Here is a 16,041-nt window from a genome sequence, read left to right as displayed (position 1 = left end):
CCAGCTATGCATAGCGCCCTTAAACCAATTTAACATTATAACCTCTCTGCATCTGCTCAATAATTTGCACATTTGCGTAATGCATTTTTTATATCCCGCTTTTTTATTTGCATTGTTAACGCTGGCCATCCCGGTCATCATTCACCTGTTCAATTTTAGGCACTATAAAAAGGTATTGTTCAGCAATGTGCAGTTTTTAAAAGAAGTGCAGGATCAGCAGGCCAGTCGCCGTAATTTAAAAGAGCGGTTGATTTTGGCTTCTCGATTATTAGCCCTGTTTTTTTTGATTCTTGCCTTTGCCCGTCCGTACATCCCCGGTAAAGATGAAGCTACGGCAGGCAAGCAGCAGGTAGTTAGCGTTTTTGTAGATAACTCCTACTCCATGCAAACCCTCAACCCTGAGGGAAGCCTGCTTGATGAAGCCAAACAATTGGCCAAACAAATAGCCGCGGCATATAATATTAACGACCGTTTCCAACTGCTTACGCAAGATTTTGAGGGTAAACACCAGCGCCTGCTTACCGGTACCGAGTTTAATGACGCGGTAGATGCCGTAAAGATAAGCCCGCAAAGCAGGCAGCTAAGCCAAATATTGGCAAGGCAAAAAAGCTTGCTGGATATGCAGGCCGGTGCGTCAAAAAACGTTTTCATACTGTCAGATTTTCAAAGGAATATAGAAAGTAAGTCCGCCATTGCAGATGCCGGTTTCCCGGTTAACCTGGTACAATTAAAAGCTAACCCATTACCCAACGTGGCTGTAGATTCTGTGTGGATGCTCAATGCCACGCATCGCCCCGGCGAAAGCGAAAAGATGGTGGTAAGGCTGCGTAATTATGCCGATAAAGTGGCAGAGAAGATCCCACTAAAGCTGATAGTAAACGGTGTACAAAAAGCCATCGGCAGCTTTACGGTGAAAGCGCGGTCGCCACAAACAGATACTTTGTCTTTCTCTGGTTTGCAGGGAGGGTGGCAGCGTGCCGAGATCCAGTTACAGGATAATCCCATTACGTTCGATAATAAATTCTACTTTACGTTTAACGTTACCAAGCAGCTGCCCGTACTGCTGATAAACGGGGGCACACCCAATAAATATTTAAGTGCCGTTTTTTCAACGGACGCCTTTTTCGCACCCAAACAAGTGCCGGAGGGTAATGTAGATTATGCAGGGCTTAAAGCTTACCCCATTATCGTGTTAAGCGATATCAAAACCGTATCGGCAGGTTTGGCACAGCAATTAAAAACATACGTAAGCAAGGGCGGTACACTTATGGTGTTCCCGTCGATACATGCAGATCTTAATAGTTATAAGGCCTTACTACAACCTATTGGGGCAGCATATCCAACAGACCTGGTAGAGGTACCCACCACGGTATCGGCAATCAACCTGCAAAGCCGGATCTTTAAAAGCATCTTTGAAACATCGCCGCAAAACCCCGATCTGCCGCTGGTGTATAAATATTACTCTTTAAATAGCGGCACCCACCCGGGCGAATACCTGATGAAGTTAAAAGATGGCGCTACCATGTGGCAAGGCTCAACTTCGGGCCGGGGCAGGGTTTACGTAGCTGCCGTAGCGATAGATGAAACTTACAGCAACCTGCCGGTGCACGCGCTGTTTGTGCCGGTAATGTTCAGGATAGCATTATTAAGCGGGCACGACCAGCCTTTATTCTACACCACAGGCAATAACGAACCGATAGAAACTGTGCCGATGCAATCGACAGAAAAACAATTGGTGAAACTAATTAAAGGTAATCAAACCATTATCCCCGATGTAAAACAACAGGAGGGGAGCACTATGCTTTATCTGCCTGAACAGTTGACCGAAACAGGCATCTACGACCTTAAAAAACAGGATAGCACTGCTGCTGTTTTGGCCTTCAATGATAACCGCAGCGAAAGCGACCTAAGTTATTTAACCCCTGCAGATCTGGGGAAAATATTCCCTAAAAATGCCGCGGTGCTTAACGCGGAAAAACTAAATGCAGATAGTATTGCAGGTGCAACAAAATCGGGCCTTCAATTATGGAAACTTTGTATAATTTTGGCGTTGATATTTCTGGCTGCCGAAACCTTGCTGATACGGTACTATAAAACTGGTAAAGCAAACATAACGCAACCCGCAGATATCAACTAACCCATCATAAAACAGCGCAAATGAATTTGCTAATCAAATCCGCCACTGTTGTAGACCCCGCTTCTCCGTTTAATAACAAGGTTGCCGATATCCTGATAGAGAAAGGCATCATCACTAAAATAGCCAAATCGATAGATGCTGATGTGAAATCCGTTGATGCCAAAGGTTATTATGTTTCACCGGGCTTCTTCGACCTTAATTGTAACGTCGGCGAACTTGGTTTAGAAGTAAAAGAAGATTTGCAAACAGGTACGGCAGCAGCAGCCGCAGGTGGTTTCACGGGGATAGCGCTGATGCCAAATACCCAACCCCCGGTACATTCAAAGGCCGAGGTAGAATACCTGCTTAATCGCGCCAAAGGCAATTTGGTAGATATATATCCGCTGGGTGCCATCTCTACCAAACGGGAGGGGAAAGACATGGCCGAAATGTTTGACATGTTCAAGAGCGGCGCAAAAGCTTTTACTGATGGCAACCACCCCGTGCAGGATGCCGGCCTGATGGAGCGCGCCCTGCTTTATGTACAAAACTTTGGCGCAAAGGTGATCTCTTATCCCGAAGATACCTCTATTGCCGGTAAAGCAAAGGTGAACGAGGGCGTGGTAAGCACCATGCTGGGCATGAAGGGTATCCCCGCGCTTGCCGAAGAACTTATGATAGCCCGCGACCTATACCTGGCCCAGGACACCAATTCAGAGATCCATTTTACTACCATATCTACCGTACACGCTGTAGAGCTTATCCGCGAAGCAAAACGCAAAGGCGTAAAAGTCACCTGCGATGTTGCTGCACATAACCTAATACTTACCGATGAGGCTTTAATGGGCTTCGACAGCCTATATAAAGTTAAACCACCCCTGCGTACCCAAAAGGATGTTGATGCTTTGAGAGCAGGTTTGCAGGATGGTACTATAGACGCCATTGTATCACAGCATACCCCGCACGAAATTGAGTTTAAAGATGTTGAGTTTGAAGTTGCCGAGTATGGCATCATCGGCTTGCAAACAGCTTTTTCGCTGGCTTTGCAGTCGGGGTTAAATGCTGGGCAGATCGTAGAGAAATTAGCTATCAACCCGCGTAAGATCTTAAATATTGATCCCGCATCCATAGTAGAAGGTGCAACCGCAAACCTGGTGGTATTCAGCACCGATGGCGAGTGGGAGTACAGCCGCGCAAGCAACCGTTCAAAAAGTTACAATTCGCCATTTATGGGGCAGAACTTAAAAGGAAAAGTATTGTTAACCTGTAATAACAACAAAGTTTTAAAAAACTAAATATATAAATCATGACCGACCCGAAAGTAAGCTCAGCCGTTAACGGCGCTTTACAGGCTTTTACGCAATATGGTGACTTTGATGCCGCAGCCCTTTCCGCTAAATTCGAAGCGGTTTTTTCGTCAGACGATGACTTTATGACCAAAGTTGAATCGCTTGACGCCGTATTTGACGATGAACCAAAGCTGGAGGAACTTCGTGAAGTTTTCTTCGATCTGCTGATGATCAACTTTTTTAGCGAAGACGTTAAAAAACTGGACGACGATTACCTGGAAACCCCGGAGTGGGAAGCTATTGAGGAGCAAACCCTTGACCGTGGCACCGAGCTTTTAAACCTGCTTTTATATCTAAACGAGTGCGAAGATGAAGATATCGACCCGGAACTGGAAGATTATTTGAAAGAATTTTTATTGGTAGATGAGGACGAGTTTCAAGACGAATACCGCATTTACGAGCCCGTTATAGCCCACCAGATATTAATAGAAAGCCCCGTTGCTGAAGTAGCCAAAGTAGCTAAAACCATCCCGGAGGATTCTGAAGTAAAAGAGTTGTTTTACCCAATGATTTGTTTCTTCCAAAACCCGGAAGCTGGTGATGCGGATAAAACAGCTATTGCAGAAAATGCCGTAAATAAGCCATTTGATATGGCCGTTGTAGAAATTTTGTATAGCTTTAAATAAACCTAATATAAACCTGTTCATTATCATGAGTGAAGATCTAAACAAATCAATTAAAAAGAATGCTATTCCGCTGGGGTTGGTACTTGGTGTAATAGTTACAGTGGTAAGTATCCTTTCATTTTACGTGATGACCTCTACAACGTCTATCATACTTATCTCTGCCGCCCCGGTTTTACTATCGGTTATAATTCCGATAGCACTGGCTGTTATATACAGTAAACAACTAAGAACAAAAATTGGTGGTTTTTGGAATTTCAGGCAGGCAACATCGGGCATCTTTATCATGTTGCTTATATCGTTTGCTGTACAATTTTTGGTTAGGGATATGCTTTTTGCTAAAGTTATAGAGCCAGACATGGTTCCGAAAATGGAAGCGTCGATGACCACCGCGATCACCCAGATGCTCGAAAAAAGCAATGCCAGCCAGGAAGCTATTGATAAACAGGTAGACGACATTCAGAAGAAATTTGATGAGCAAAAGGCCCCAACAATTGGCAAGCAAGTGCAAGCAGTTTTTATCACAATTATATTTTTGTTTGTGCTTTCTTTAATACTTGCAGCATTCCTTAAAAAGGAAGGCCATACGTTTAGCACTGATGCCGAATTAGAAAGTGACCCAACAGTATAGTTTTCGCTGATGTAAATACAACAAGCCCGTCTGTTATTCAGACGGGCTTGTTTGTTAGTGTTTAGTCACCTACTGATGCTACCACATGCGGGACGCTTGTGATAGTTTACAGGGCCGCCGCCCTGGTATTTAACATGCATGGCAATACCACAATCAGAACATTTGCAGTATCATATAATATCAACAAGAAAGCCGCTTCAAACTGAAGCGGCTTTTAAATTATCTTTTCGTTCTGAAAAAAATTATTTTTTCATTACCTGTTTAACAATATCGTTACCAAAGGCAAATACCATTAGGGATATCAGTAACACAAAACCAACTATCTGCGCGCGTTCCAGGAATTTGTCGCTAAGCGGTTTGCCCTTTATCATCTCAACTAAGAGGAAAACGGTGTGCCCGCCATCTAATCCCGGGATAGGCAATAGGTTTGTTAGCGCTAATACCATTGAAAGAAAGCCCACAAGGCTCCAAAAACGGATCCAGTCTACATGGCTGCCGAACATTACCGCTATGCCTATAGGACTTGATATGGCCTTTCGAGCTTTAACCTGACCGGTAAATATTTTACCTATTCCCTTAGCGTTGTCGGTAAACATACCCCATGCCTTGGTAGCTCCGATAGGTAGTGATGCAAAAAAACCATATTTAACGGTTATCTCTTTAGGCAGATCGGGCTTTGGTTTAAAACCTAAAACACCTGCTGTATCTAACTGGGCCCTAACCTGTAAGGGCGTATTGTTACGGATTATAGAAAGATCTACCTGTTTATTTTTATTTTCATGCAACCGATCCTGCATCTGGTCAAAATAGTCTACCCGTGTACCATTAACGGCAACTATACTGTCGCCAACTTTTAAACCGGCTTTTTGTGCTCCGCCGTTAGGCGCAATTGTACCTATAGTAAATTTAATACGAGGGGCACGGTTTATAAATTCTTCTATACCAAAATCAGAAAGATCATTCAAGATGGTAGGAGGTACCTGTATGTCAAGAGTCTCATTACCTCGCTGAACGTTTAGTACGGTTTTATCAAGCAACACCTTACTGCTTATAAGGTCCTCGAACCTAACAATAGGCTTGCCATTTACCGCGTTGATCTTATCACCTGCCTTCAGGCCCATTTTGGTACCTATCTTACCTGGTACAATACCGTATTTGATATTAGCATTTGGCGTGTAGGTTTCGCCATAACGGATGGTTAACACCCAAAAAATGAAAATACCCACTATAATATTAACGATGATACCGCCAAGCATTACAATTAAGCGCTGCCAGGCCGGTTTAGAACGGAACTCCCATGGTTGCGGCGGGCCTGCTAGTTGGTCGGTATCCATAGATTCATCTATCATACCGGCAATTTTTACATAGCCACCTAATGGTAACCAGCCAATGCCGTACTCAACACCTTTATAATTAAATTTAAAAAGACTTACTCCCCAGGCATCAAAAAACAAGTAAAATTTCTCAACCTTTATCCCAAACGCGCGGGCTGCTAAAAAGTGCCCAAACTCGTGTAGTATCACTAAAATTGAAAGACCAAGTATTAATTGGCCGGCCATTATCAAAACGCTCATCCGTTATATTTATGTATTAAGATCGTACTGCCTTTAACGGCATTTTTTGTATTAAATTTTGCGCAAATATGCGTGTTTCTTTATCAGTATTCAAATAGTCGTTTAACGACGGTGCCGGTATATAACTAATTTGCTGCATGCAGGTTTCAATTATATCGCTCATCGTTAAAAATCCTGTTTCATTCTTCAGGAAAGCGGCTACCGCCACCTCGTTTGCGGCATTTATTATGCAGGGCATATTACCACCACGTTCCAAGGCATCAAAAGCGAGTTTAAGGTTACGAAAGGTAGCAAGATCCGGCTGCTCAAACGTCAGGCTTGGGTAATCAATAAAATTAAAACGCTTAAAGTTAGTTTTAACGCGGTTAGGGTAGGTTAAGGCGTACTGGATAGGCAACTTCATATCCGGCAAGCCCATCTGCGCTTTTATCGAGCCATCCTCAAACTGCACTAATGAGTGTACAATAGATTGCGGATGGACAATAACGTCTATCTGGTCGGCCTGCAAATCGAACAACCATTTGGCTTCTATCACTTCCAAACCTTTGTTCATTAACGATGCTGAATCTATAGTGATCTTGGCGCCCATAACCCAGTTGGGGTGTTTAAGGGCATGCTCGCGGGTTACATTTGCCAAAAACTCGGCAGATCTGCCACGGAACGGCCCGCCGGAAGCAGTCAGGATTATCTTTTCGATCTTATTACGCTGCTCGCCCGCGAGGCATTGGAAAATAGCCGAGTGCTCACTATCAACAGGTAAAATATTAACGCCATGTTCTTTAGCCAGGCCGGTTATAATCTCACCTGCAACCACCAGGGTTTCTTTGTTTGCTAATGCGATGTCTTTACCTGCCTTTATTGCATTGATGGTAGGCTCAAGGCCTGCAAAGCCAACCATTGCGGTAAGCACCACATCGATATCCGGATGGGTAACCGTTTCTTTGATAGCCTCGTATCCGCCTAAAACTTTGGTAGGTAAATGGGCAAGGGCCACTTTAACTTCCAGGTATTTACTTTCGTCGCAAATGATGGCGTAGGCCGGCGCAAACTCAATAGCCTGCTCGATAAGTAAGTAAGCATTTGAATGTGCAGTAAGCATAAAAGCCCTGAACAGCTGAGTGTTATCGCGGATAACCTCAAGTGTTTGTGTGCCTATGCTGCCTGTAGAGCCAAGGATGGCTATGTTTTTGATTTTGTCCAAATATGTATGTTATACGTCATTGCTTCGTGCCTCGCAACGACGTTGTTTCTTGCGTTTTAACTATTGTATAAACTTTTGCAATTCATCAGCTATCTTCCTGTCGTTCGACAGGCGCGGTACTTTATTTTGGCCGCCGAGTTTGCCTTGGCTGCGCATATAGTTTATAAAAGTATCTTTTTTTAAACTTCTGACTATTAAAGCTTGCAATATGTTACCCTCTATCAAGTCAAAATAGTAAATATTTTTCTGTTGAAGCGCCTTGTCTACCTTTAAAGCAAATGCTGTAATATTTTTAGGTTCTTTACCGAACTCGATGAACCACTCGTGGTAGGGCAACGATTCATCGGCAGGGGCTACCTGCGGCGCAACGGTAAACTCAATAACGTCAACGCCCTCTTCTGTAGCAACACCCATTAATGCCTGCTCAACTTCTTCACCAATTACATGCTCGCCAAAGGCGGAGATATAATGTTTTATGCGGCCGCTTACCACAATTTTATAAGGGTTTTTAGATACGAATTTTACCGTATCACCTAAACTATATCCCCATAAACCCGCGCTGGTGTTCATGATGAGCGCGTAATTTTTTTCAAGCTCCACATCTTTTAGGTTGATGCGGGTTGGATTGTCGTTAAAATACTCTTCCGATGGAATAAATTCGTAAAAAATGCCTGCATCGACCATCAGCAGCAATCCCTTATCCTTTTGCGAATCCTGAAAGGCGATAAACCCTTCGGATGCAGGGTAGGTTTCGATACTATCGATCTTGAAACCGATGCTCTCCTCCATACGGGCGCGGTAAGGTTCGAAATTCACACCGCCATGCACATACAGTTTAAAGTTGGGGAAGATTTCCCTGATCTTTTTACCGCCAGATACTGCCGAGAGCCTGTCGAAATACATTTGGCACCAGGGTGGTATGCCCGAGATCAGCCGCATATCTTCATTGGCGGTTTCCTTTACAATGGCATCTACCTTTTCCTCCCAGTCTTCAATACAGTTGGTTTGGTACGATGGCAGTCGGTTCTTCAACAGATAAGCAGGTACATGGTGCGCTACAATGCCAGATAAGCGCCCGGTTTGTACGCCATACTTTTCTGCCAGCACGGGGCTGCCTTGCAGGAATATCATTTTACCGTCTACAAAGTTGGCCTTGCCTGTTTCGTGGATATAGCTTAACAACGCATTTCGCGCGGCTTTGATATGCTCGGGCATACTCTCTTTAGAGATGGGAATATATTTAACGCCCGATGTTGTGCCCGAAGTTTTTGCAAGATAGGCGGGTTTGCCCGGCCATGTAACGTTGGCTTCGCCGTTTACCACGCGGTCTATATAAGGGCGCAGTTCTTCATAGTCACGTATAGGTACTTGCTTTTTAAAATCTTCGTAGTTTTTAATCGCAGTAAAATTATGGTCGGTACCGAAAGCGGTATTTTTAGCGTCATGGATTAGGTTGCTAAAAGTTTTTTGCTGTAATGCTACAGCATTTTGCCTTATGGTATTTAACTGCTCATTTACATACCAGGCAAATACCTTGCTTAAAGCTGCTTTTAAACCCATATTAGTTGGTTTCGGCAATATCATCATCTACATCCTGGTGGCTGTAAATTAATTTGCGATAGGTAACCGCTAAAACAATGTTTACAAAAGGGTAAGTGAACAATATGGTTAAGGATATAAGCGGATAGTATTGAGAAAGTTTTGCAGGTAAGGCTATCAATAAAATAATGATACCTAATATTAAAACTACCTTTAATATATAACCCCTTGTAAGTTCAAAACTTTGTTTGATAGACTCTATAGGGCCTGATGCATCATCTACCACAAATGTGTTAAAAAACATAATACGGAGGGCAAGGTATAGGCCCAACACGCCAGCAACCAATTCTACAATGAGTTGTATGGTAGGGCTCTCTTCTAAATAATCTACCGCTATGCCAACATTGGTTACAACAAAAGCAAACATGAAAACAACTGCAAGGTAACTCCAAACCATCTTGGCCTTTGGGATAACCTGTATAAATTCAAATTCATAATACTCGCTATCAATAACCGTAAAAATCAATTTATAAAGCCCAAGGGTAGTATAGGCTTGTAACCAAATAAGAATAAATGTTACGACCATTGTTCCCCAAAAATCACCGGGAGAATAAATGAGGCTGATTACAAGGCCAAGTACCCCCAGCAAAAAGAATGAAATAACCGAGTAAACTATTATAGTTACAAAGTTTTTCCTGAAGATATCCCATGCAGCCTTTACGGTATCTGCAACAGAGAACGGGTGATACATATTACGTTTTTAAGATTTTTTTAACACTACACGCTTCCAAAAATCCTGCATAAATCCTAACCCGTAGGCCGTGAGTTGTGTGAAGGCAGCTATGATGCTCAAAAATGCGATTTTTGCTGATTTATTCTTAATAAGAGAGTGAAAAAATATCAACAAAATGTAAACGCCCAACATTATGTTTAACAACATGGCTAACGGCCATTGCGCTATATTGGCAATAATGATGATCATAAAACCAAGCGTGGCTATCGCCGGGAAAAAATGTACCGGTTTAAGCGTTGCCGGGAAAAATTTGTAGATGTTGATTCGCGCCCGCCCAAAAAAATGGATCTGCTTGTAAAACTTCAAAAAATCGGTGCGGCGCTTGTGGTAAACAATGGCCTCGGGAATCAGCCCGATTTTATACCCTAACGAATGGATGCGGATGCTGTATTCGATATCTTCGCCTAAACGGGTGATGATGAAACCACCTGCCTTTTCCCAAACCTGGCGCGATATACCCATATTAAAGCTGCGCGGATGGAATTGCCCGATCCCTTTTTTACCACCACGGATGCCTCCCGTGGTGAAAGGGGAGGTCATGGAGTAGCTGATGGCTTTTTGTAAAGGAGTGAACGATTCATGTGCACCATCTGGCCCGCCATAAGCATCCAGCCAGTTTGTGTTTAGCGAATCGCTTACTATCTGCAGGTAGTCCGCAGGGATCAAACAATCCGAATCAAATATTACAAAGTAATCGCCCTTGGCGCGTTCAAAGCCGAAGTTGCGGGTAAAGCCCTGGCCTTCGTTGGGTTTTTCAAAATAGCGGATATCGAGCTTTCCCTCAAATCCTTTCACAATATCTTCGGCACGTTCAACAGAGCCATCCTCAATAACCAAAACCTCGAACTGCTTATAGGTTTGCAGCGTTAGTGTAGCCAGTAGCTCGGCAATTTCTTGTGGGCGGTTATATAAAGGTATGATGATGGAAAAAAACATTCTTATCAGATGTGCAGATGTGCAAATATGCAGATGTGCAGATGTATAATTCGGTTGATGTTGTGAGTATAGATGTTAGATGGGAAGCTAATTACACATTTGCATTATCTTCTCATTTGCACCTCTAAATAGTATCTTCTATTTGATAATTGTTCCTGTCGTGCGAATTGCGCGATACCAATTCGGCTACAAAGCCGGTAAGGAATAGCTGCGAACCCAGTATAATCGCTATTAAAGCGAAATAAAATAGCGGGTTATCGGTGGGTTGCCGTGGCACAATACGGTGTGCCAGGTCGTACAGCTTTTCTGATATCAGCCAAATGGCTATCACAATACCGGCGAAGAAACTCAATGTACCCATTGCGCCAAAAAAGTGCATAGGGCGTTTGCCAAATTTGCCTACAAAAAATATAGATAGCAGGTCTAAAAAGCCGTTGATGAACCTTGTCCACCCAAATTTGGTTTTGCCGTATTTGCGGGCACGGTGCTCTACTACTTGCTCGCCAATTTTGGTAAAGCCCGCCCATTTGGCAATAACCGGGATATAGCGGTGCATTTCGCCATAAACCTCAATGTTTTTTACAACGGCGTTGCGATATGCCTTTAACCCGCAATTAAAATCGTGCAGGTTATTAATGCCACTCATTTTACGTGTAGCGGCGTTAAATAACTTGGTGGGTATGGTTTTGGTTAATGGGTCGTAACGTTTTGCCTTCCAGCCCGATACCAGGTCATATTTATCTTCGGTAATGCGGCGGTAAAGTACGGGGATCTCATCCGGACTGTCTTGCAGGTCGGCATCCATTGTAATTACTACGTCGCCTTTCGCAGCTTCGAAACCAATGTTTAAAGCTGCAGATTTACCATAGTTGCGCCTGAATTTAAAAGCCTTTATAAACGGGTTATTCTCTTTCAACTTCACGATCATGTCCCAGGAGCCGTCCTTGCTGCCATCGTCAACCAGGATAATTTCATAGGTGTAATTATGGTCGGCCATTACGCGGCTTATCCAGGAGGTAAGCTCAGGTAACGATTCAACCTCATCGTAAAGTGGTACTACTACTGATATATTCATTTATGGAGTAAACCTTTTTAAGGGTATCTGCAAAAATATAAAAATTACGGATTGATTAAGTAACATTCATCAAACGCAAAATCAAATCTAAATATCTTGCTAAGAGACAACTGCTTAAAAGAAAGTATCGTAAATGTATTTTTTTTTTCTAAACCAACCCTAATACCTTACTTGTCCTTGCCCTTGTAGCATCGGCCAGTGCCTCGTCGGTAGTTAGCGATTGACCGTAAGATGGGATCATCTTTTTAAATATAGTTTGCCACGCAGCCGTTTGGGCTTTATCTTTAAAGCAACGGGTTATCAGATCAACCATAATAGGTACAGATGTTGACGCGCCCGGCGATGCACCCAACAGCGCGGAGATACTGCCATCTGCACTTGTTACCACCTCGGTACCAAACTCGAGCACACCCGTATGTTTAGCGTCTTTTTTAATGATCTGCACACGCTGGCCTGCAATGTCTAACACCCATTCATCCGCTTTAGCCGCAGGAAAGTACTCCTGCAAAGCTTTAAGCCTATCGGTAGGGGATTGCAGAACCTGGCTAATAAGGTATTTGGTCAGTGCCATATTATCGCGCCCTACGGCCAGCAATGGTAAAATATTATTTAATTTAATAGATGTAAAAAGATCAAACAACGAGCCTTTTTTAAGGAAACGGGTAGAAAAGCCCGCATAAGGCCCAAAAAGCAACGCTTTTTTGCCATCTATCATCCGGCTATCCAAATGTGGAACAGACATTGGTGGCGAACCTACCGATGCTTTGCCGTAAACTTTTGCCTCGTGCTGTTTAATAATCTCCGGGTTATTGCAAACCAGCCATTGCCCGCTCACCGGGAAGCCGCCAAAGCCCTTGCTCTCTGGTATGCCTGTTTTTTGCAGGAGGTGCAATGCACCTCCGCCTGCGCCTACAAAAACAAATTTGGCGTTCAGTTCGCGTTTATTTCCACTGATGCGGTCGCTTACTTTTATTTTCCAGCTGTTGTCCTTGTTGCGTTTAATATCATTAACGTCATGGTTAAGGCTTAATGTAACGCCCGGTTTTTGCTGTAGCTTGCTAACTAAGCTACGCGCAAGCGAACCAAAGTTAACATCTGTACCAATATCCATAAATGTAGCCGACACATTATGCCCGCCATCGCGGCCATCCATTATCAATGGTGCCCATTTCTTAATTTGCGCATGGTCTTCAGAATATTCCATGCCTTTAAAAAAGTGATGCTGTACCAATGCGTCGCGGCGTTTTTTAAGGTAATCAACATTGTCATCACCCCAAACAAAACTCATGTGCGGTATTTTGCTGATGAAGCTTTGCGGAGAATCCACATAACCGTTCTCGACCAAAAACGACCAAAATTCTTTGGTGATCTCAAACTGCTCGGCAATTTTAATCGCCTTTACAATTTCTATCGAGCCATCTTTACGCTGCGGGGTGTAGTTAAGTTCGCAAAAGGCAGAGTGCCCTGTACCGGCGTTGTTCATCGCGTCAGAACTTTCGGCGGCAACGGTATCAAGTCGTTCAAATATCTCTATCGTAAGATCGGGCTGCAGCTGTTTAAGCATCACCCCAAGTGTTGCGCTCATAATACCCGCGCCAACCAAAACTACATCAACCGTTGTGTTAAAAACTTTGCCGTTATTCATGTTACTATTGAATGCTAAAGATACATTCAAATAAATTATTTGACTGATTATACCTCTTGTAAACTAATTAAATGATATAAAGTTTACACTCATTGCAATGGAGTCGCGACACTGCGGTGTAATTACTATATGATATTCAGAAGGCAATTTTACTAAAATTTCTATAAAAAGCCTCATAGTACAAGCAGGTTTTTGTAACTGCCTGTTATGCTTACTATAACACAAATTGCTTGTGTGCGTGTTATAACAAAACAATTATAATAGGTATGAATAAGTCGATCGTTAAATTAATAATCCCGGCAATTATTGTTATGATGGCAGCCTGCCAAAATAATAAGCCTAAGCCAACATCAGCAGATGGAAAAACGGCTGTAACCATAAACGGCCAAAAAGACAGCGTGCTTAACAATCCGGAAAAAAATTATGGTAACGCAACCGTTGCCGACCCTTGTGTTAAATGCCTGATAAAGGTTATACAGGCAACCGGAGATTATAAAAAGGTTATAGCAAATAAACCGGCCGATAAAATAAGTTACGTTGTTAATTGGGATAACGGAAGCAAGGATGCCGATACTGTTGATGTTAAAAACGCGGCAATTAATAGTATTAAAATAGATATAATTGAAAACGTTGCCGTTAAAAATAAAATTGCAACGTTTAATTACAATAATAAGCTATCAAGATTGTCTTTTGTTAGCGAAGATGCCATTATTGATGAGAAAATTAGCGAACAGGATCTTAAATTGATAAGAAATAAATGTTTTTGGGGCGTAGCTTCAAGTAAATAGTTTAAATAAGAAAAATGGCGGCGTAATCATTAAGTTGGTTGCGCCGCTTTTGTTTTATGTGTAATTATTATGCAAGCATAACTTATTAGTACATCAAAATAGTAGTCGTTTAATGGATTTCTGAATTATTTAAGTGATTTATTGTTAATTTTTATAAAATTTATAAATATTGCTATGAAATTTATAAAAATAATTTAAATTCGCAGTGTAAACTATGACTGATCTTATAGGTAACTAATATTTAAACTTAAAAAAATTACAAATTAATCATTAAAATGGCAACTAAACTCGAGTACATCTGGCTTGATGGCTACAAACCAACCCAAAGCCTGCGTAGTAAAACAAAAATTGTTAAATCTTTTAGCGGTAAAGTAGAAGATTTGGATAACTGGAGCTTTGATGGTTCCTCAACTGAGCAAGCACCGGGTGGTTCTTCAGATTGTATTTTAAAGCCGGTATTTACTTGCCCGGATCCACAGCGTAAAGATGCACACCTTGTAATGTGCGAGGTTTTGGATTCGAAAGGACAGCCACATGAGTCTAACGGCCGTGCGCTTATCCAGGATGATGATAACGATTTTTGGTTTGGTTTTGAGCAGGAGTATTTCCTTTGGGACCCTGAAACTAACAAACCACTTGGTTTCCCTAAGGGTGGTTACCCCGGCCCACAGGGTCCGTACTACTGTTCGGTAGGTGCTAACAACGCTTACGGCCGCGATATTGTTGAAGAACACTTAGATGCTTGTTTAGAAGCAGGCTTAAATGTTGAAGGTATCAACGCTGAGGTTGCCGCAGGCCAATGGGAATTCCAGATCTTCGCTAAAGGCGCTAAAGAAGCTGGTGACCAGATTTGGGTTGCACGTTACCTATTAGAAAGAATCGGCGAAAGCTATGGTGTTGCTATCAACTGGCATTGCAAACCGTTAGGTGAATTAGACTGGAACGGTTCTGGCATGCACGCTAACTTCTCTAACACTTTGTTACGTACAGCCAACAGCGAAGCTAAGTTTAAAGCAGTTTGTGAGGCGTTCCGCCCTGCGGTTGCAGAGTGTGTTGCTGTGTACGGTGCTTACAACGAACTACGTTTAACCGGTAAACACGAAACAGCATCTATTAACGATTTCAGCTACGGAGTATCTGACCGTGGTGCATCTATCCGTATCCCGTTATACGCGGTAGATCACAATTGGAGTGGTTACTTAGAAGATCGTCGCCCTAACTCGGCTGCCGATCCTTACAAAGTAGCAGCAGTTATAATCAAAACTGTAAAAACAGCAAAAGTTTAATACCCTATACCTCTTTACTAATCCCCCGTGTTTAATTACCGGGGGATTTTTTTTGCTATATACTCGGTGTAATTGCCTGGTGCTATTATGGGCAAACCATTTACCGAAAGATTATATAGGTAAACCCAAGCATCAACAGCGCCATTTTGTGTTTCGATAGATTGTATTTTCCGGATATATAAGTTAGGCTGTTCCTGCCCGGGCCCAACGCCTTCGTAATCGTCAATTACTTTAAGGTTTCGTTCGGGGTGATGAAGTTTATAGATGCTGCCGTGGACAAAGCTTTGAGCCTCGGCACCAATAATCAACCCGGGATATTCCCCGGTATCGTAAAGCACACCTTTTATCTTACCCATAGATGCGTATTTGCAGTTTTGTTTTAGGTAATTGGCAAACGGGTTTCCGGGTTGTAGGAGGGTACCGTAAACGAAAAGGAGATGGGTCATGGGAATAAAGTTAGCGAAATTTACTCACCCCGCGGCACT

At 42.7% G+C, this 16,041-nt stretch carries 14 protein-coding genes; 6 read left to right on the top strand and 8 right to left on the bottom strand.

Annotated features, from left to right (window positions below; all coding sequences use genetic code 11):
• The first annotated feature begins 79 nt into the window (after window positions 1–79).
• From ABIB39_RS14470 to ABIB39_RS14455, 4 genes are read left to right on the top strand one after another with little or no spacing between them, the layout of a single operon-like run.
• Window positions 80–2,137 (top strand): BatA domain-containing protein, encoded by a 2,058-nt coding sequence (locus ABIB39_RS14470; RefSeq protein WP_354430874.1) that lies wholly within the window; start codon window positions 80–82, stop codon window positions 2,135–2,137.
• Window positions 2,138–2,157: 20 nt separating this feature from the next.
• Window positions 2,158–3,411 (top strand): dihydroorotase, encoded by a 1,254-nt coding sequence (locus ABIB39_RS14465; RefSeq protein WP_354430873.1) that lies wholly within the window; start codon window positions 2,158–2,160, stop codon window positions 3,409–3,411.
• Window positions 3,412–3,422: 11 nt separating this feature from the next.
• Entirely contained in the window at window positions 3,423–4,091 is a 669-nt protein-coding gene (locus tag ABIB39_RS14460; protein WP_354430872.1) for a hypothetical protein, read from the top strand.
• Window positions 4,092–4,116: 25 nt separating this feature from the next.
• On the top strand, window positions 4,117–4,719 hold the full coding sequence (locus ABIB39_RS14455) for a DUF4199 domain-containing protein (RefSeq protein ID WP_354430871.1): 603 nt from the start codon (window positions 4,117–4,119) through the stop codon (window positions 4,717–4,719).
• Window positions 4,720–4,961: 242 nt separating this feature from the next.
• On the opposite strand, the gene rseP is transcribed toward ABIB39_RS14455, so the two are convergent.
• The 7 genes from rseP to ABIB39_RS14420 form a co-directional block, all read right to left on the bottom strand.
• Window positions 4,962–6,293, bottom strand: coding sequence for an RIP metalloprotease RseP (gene rseP / locus ABIB39_RS14450; RefSeq protein ID WP_354430870.1), 1,332 nt, complete (start codon window positions 6,291–6,293; stop codon window positions 4,962–4,964).
• A gap of 16 nt (window positions 6,294–6,309) precedes the next feature.
• A complete protein-coding gene (locus ABIB39_RS14445; protein WP_354431162.1) occupies window positions 6,310–7,485 on the bottom strand; it encodes a 1-deoxy-D-xylulose-5-phosphate reductoisomerase in 1,176 nt (391 codons plus the stop codon).
• A 69-nt stretch (window positions 7,486–7,554) separates the two neighbouring features.
• The gene (locus tag ABIB39_RS14440; protein ID WP_354430869.1) at window positions 7,555–9,054 is read right to left on the bottom strand and encodes a GH3 auxin-responsive promoter family protein; all 1,500 of its coding nucleotides are present in this window, start codon (window positions 9,052–9,054) and stop codon (window positions 7,555–7,557) included.
• A 1-nt stretch (window position 9,055) separates the two neighbouring features.
• The gene (locus tag ABIB39_RS14435; protein ID WP_354430868.1) at window positions 9,056–9,784 is read right to left on the bottom strand and encodes a hypothetical protein; all 729 of its coding nucleotides are present in this window, start codon (window positions 9,782–9,784) and stop codon (window positions 9,056–9,058) included.
• Between the two features lie 9 nt (window positions 9,785–9,793).
• Window positions 9,794–10,762: a glycosyltransferase family 2 protein gene (locus ABIB39_RS14430; protein WP_354430867.1), complete on the bottom strand. Its 969-nt coding sequence runs from the start codon at window positions 10,760–10,762 to the stop codon at window positions 9,794–9,796.
• A 124-nt stretch (window positions 10,763–10,886) separates the two neighbouring features.
• Window positions 10,887–11,837, bottom strand: coding sequence for a glycosyltransferase family 2 protein (locus ABIB39_RS14425; RefSeq protein WP_354430866.1), 951 nt, complete (start codon window positions 11,835–11,837; stop codon window positions 10,887–10,889).
• A 148-nt stretch (window positions 11,838–11,985) separates the two neighbouring features.
• A complete protein-coding gene (locus ABIB39_RS14420; protein WP_502916206.1) occupies window positions 11,986–13,482 on the bottom strand; it encodes a malate:quinone oxidoreductase in 1,497 nt (498 codons plus the stop codon).
• 266 nt (window positions 13,483–13,748) lie between these two features.
• Here ABIB39_RS14420 and ABIB39_RS14415 point away from each other — a divergent pair, with 266 nt between their 5' ends.
• Together ABIB39_RS14415 and ABIB39_RS14410 are read left to right on the top strand one after the other, a co-directional pair.
• Complete coding sequence (locus tag ABIB39_RS14415) at window positions 13,749–14,270, top strand: hypothetical protein (protein ID WP_354430864.1); 522 nt, start codon at window positions 13,749–13,751, stop codon at window positions 14,268–14,270.
• Between the two features lie 275 nt (window positions 14,271–14,545).
• A complete protein-coding gene (locus tag ABIB39_RS14410; protein WP_354430863.1) occupies window positions 14,546–15,556 on the top strand; it encodes a glutamine synthetase beta-grasp domain-containing protein in 1,011 nt (336 codons plus the stop codon).
• Window positions 15,557–15,591: 35 nt separating this feature from the next.
• On the opposite strand, the gene ABIB39_RS14405 is transcribed toward ABIB39_RS14410, so the two are convergent.
• The gene (locus ABIB39_RS14405) at window positions 15,592–16,002 is read right to left on the bottom strand and encodes a gamma-glutamylcyclotransferase family protein (RefSeq protein ID WP_354430862.1); all 411 of its coding nucleotides are present in this window, start codon (window positions 16,000–16,002) and stop codon (window positions 15,592–15,594) included.
• Between the last annotated feature and the right edge of the window lie 39 nt (window positions 16,003–16,041).

It is taken from the genome of Mucilaginibacter sp. UYP27, assembly GCF_040547175.1.
Lineage (GTDB): Bacteria > Bacteroidota > Bacteroidia > Sphingobacteriales > Sphingobacteriaceae > Mucilaginibacter.
The sequence above is the reverse complement of the archived record's forward strand: the minus strand, read 5'-3'. Positions and strand labels throughout refer to the sequence as shown.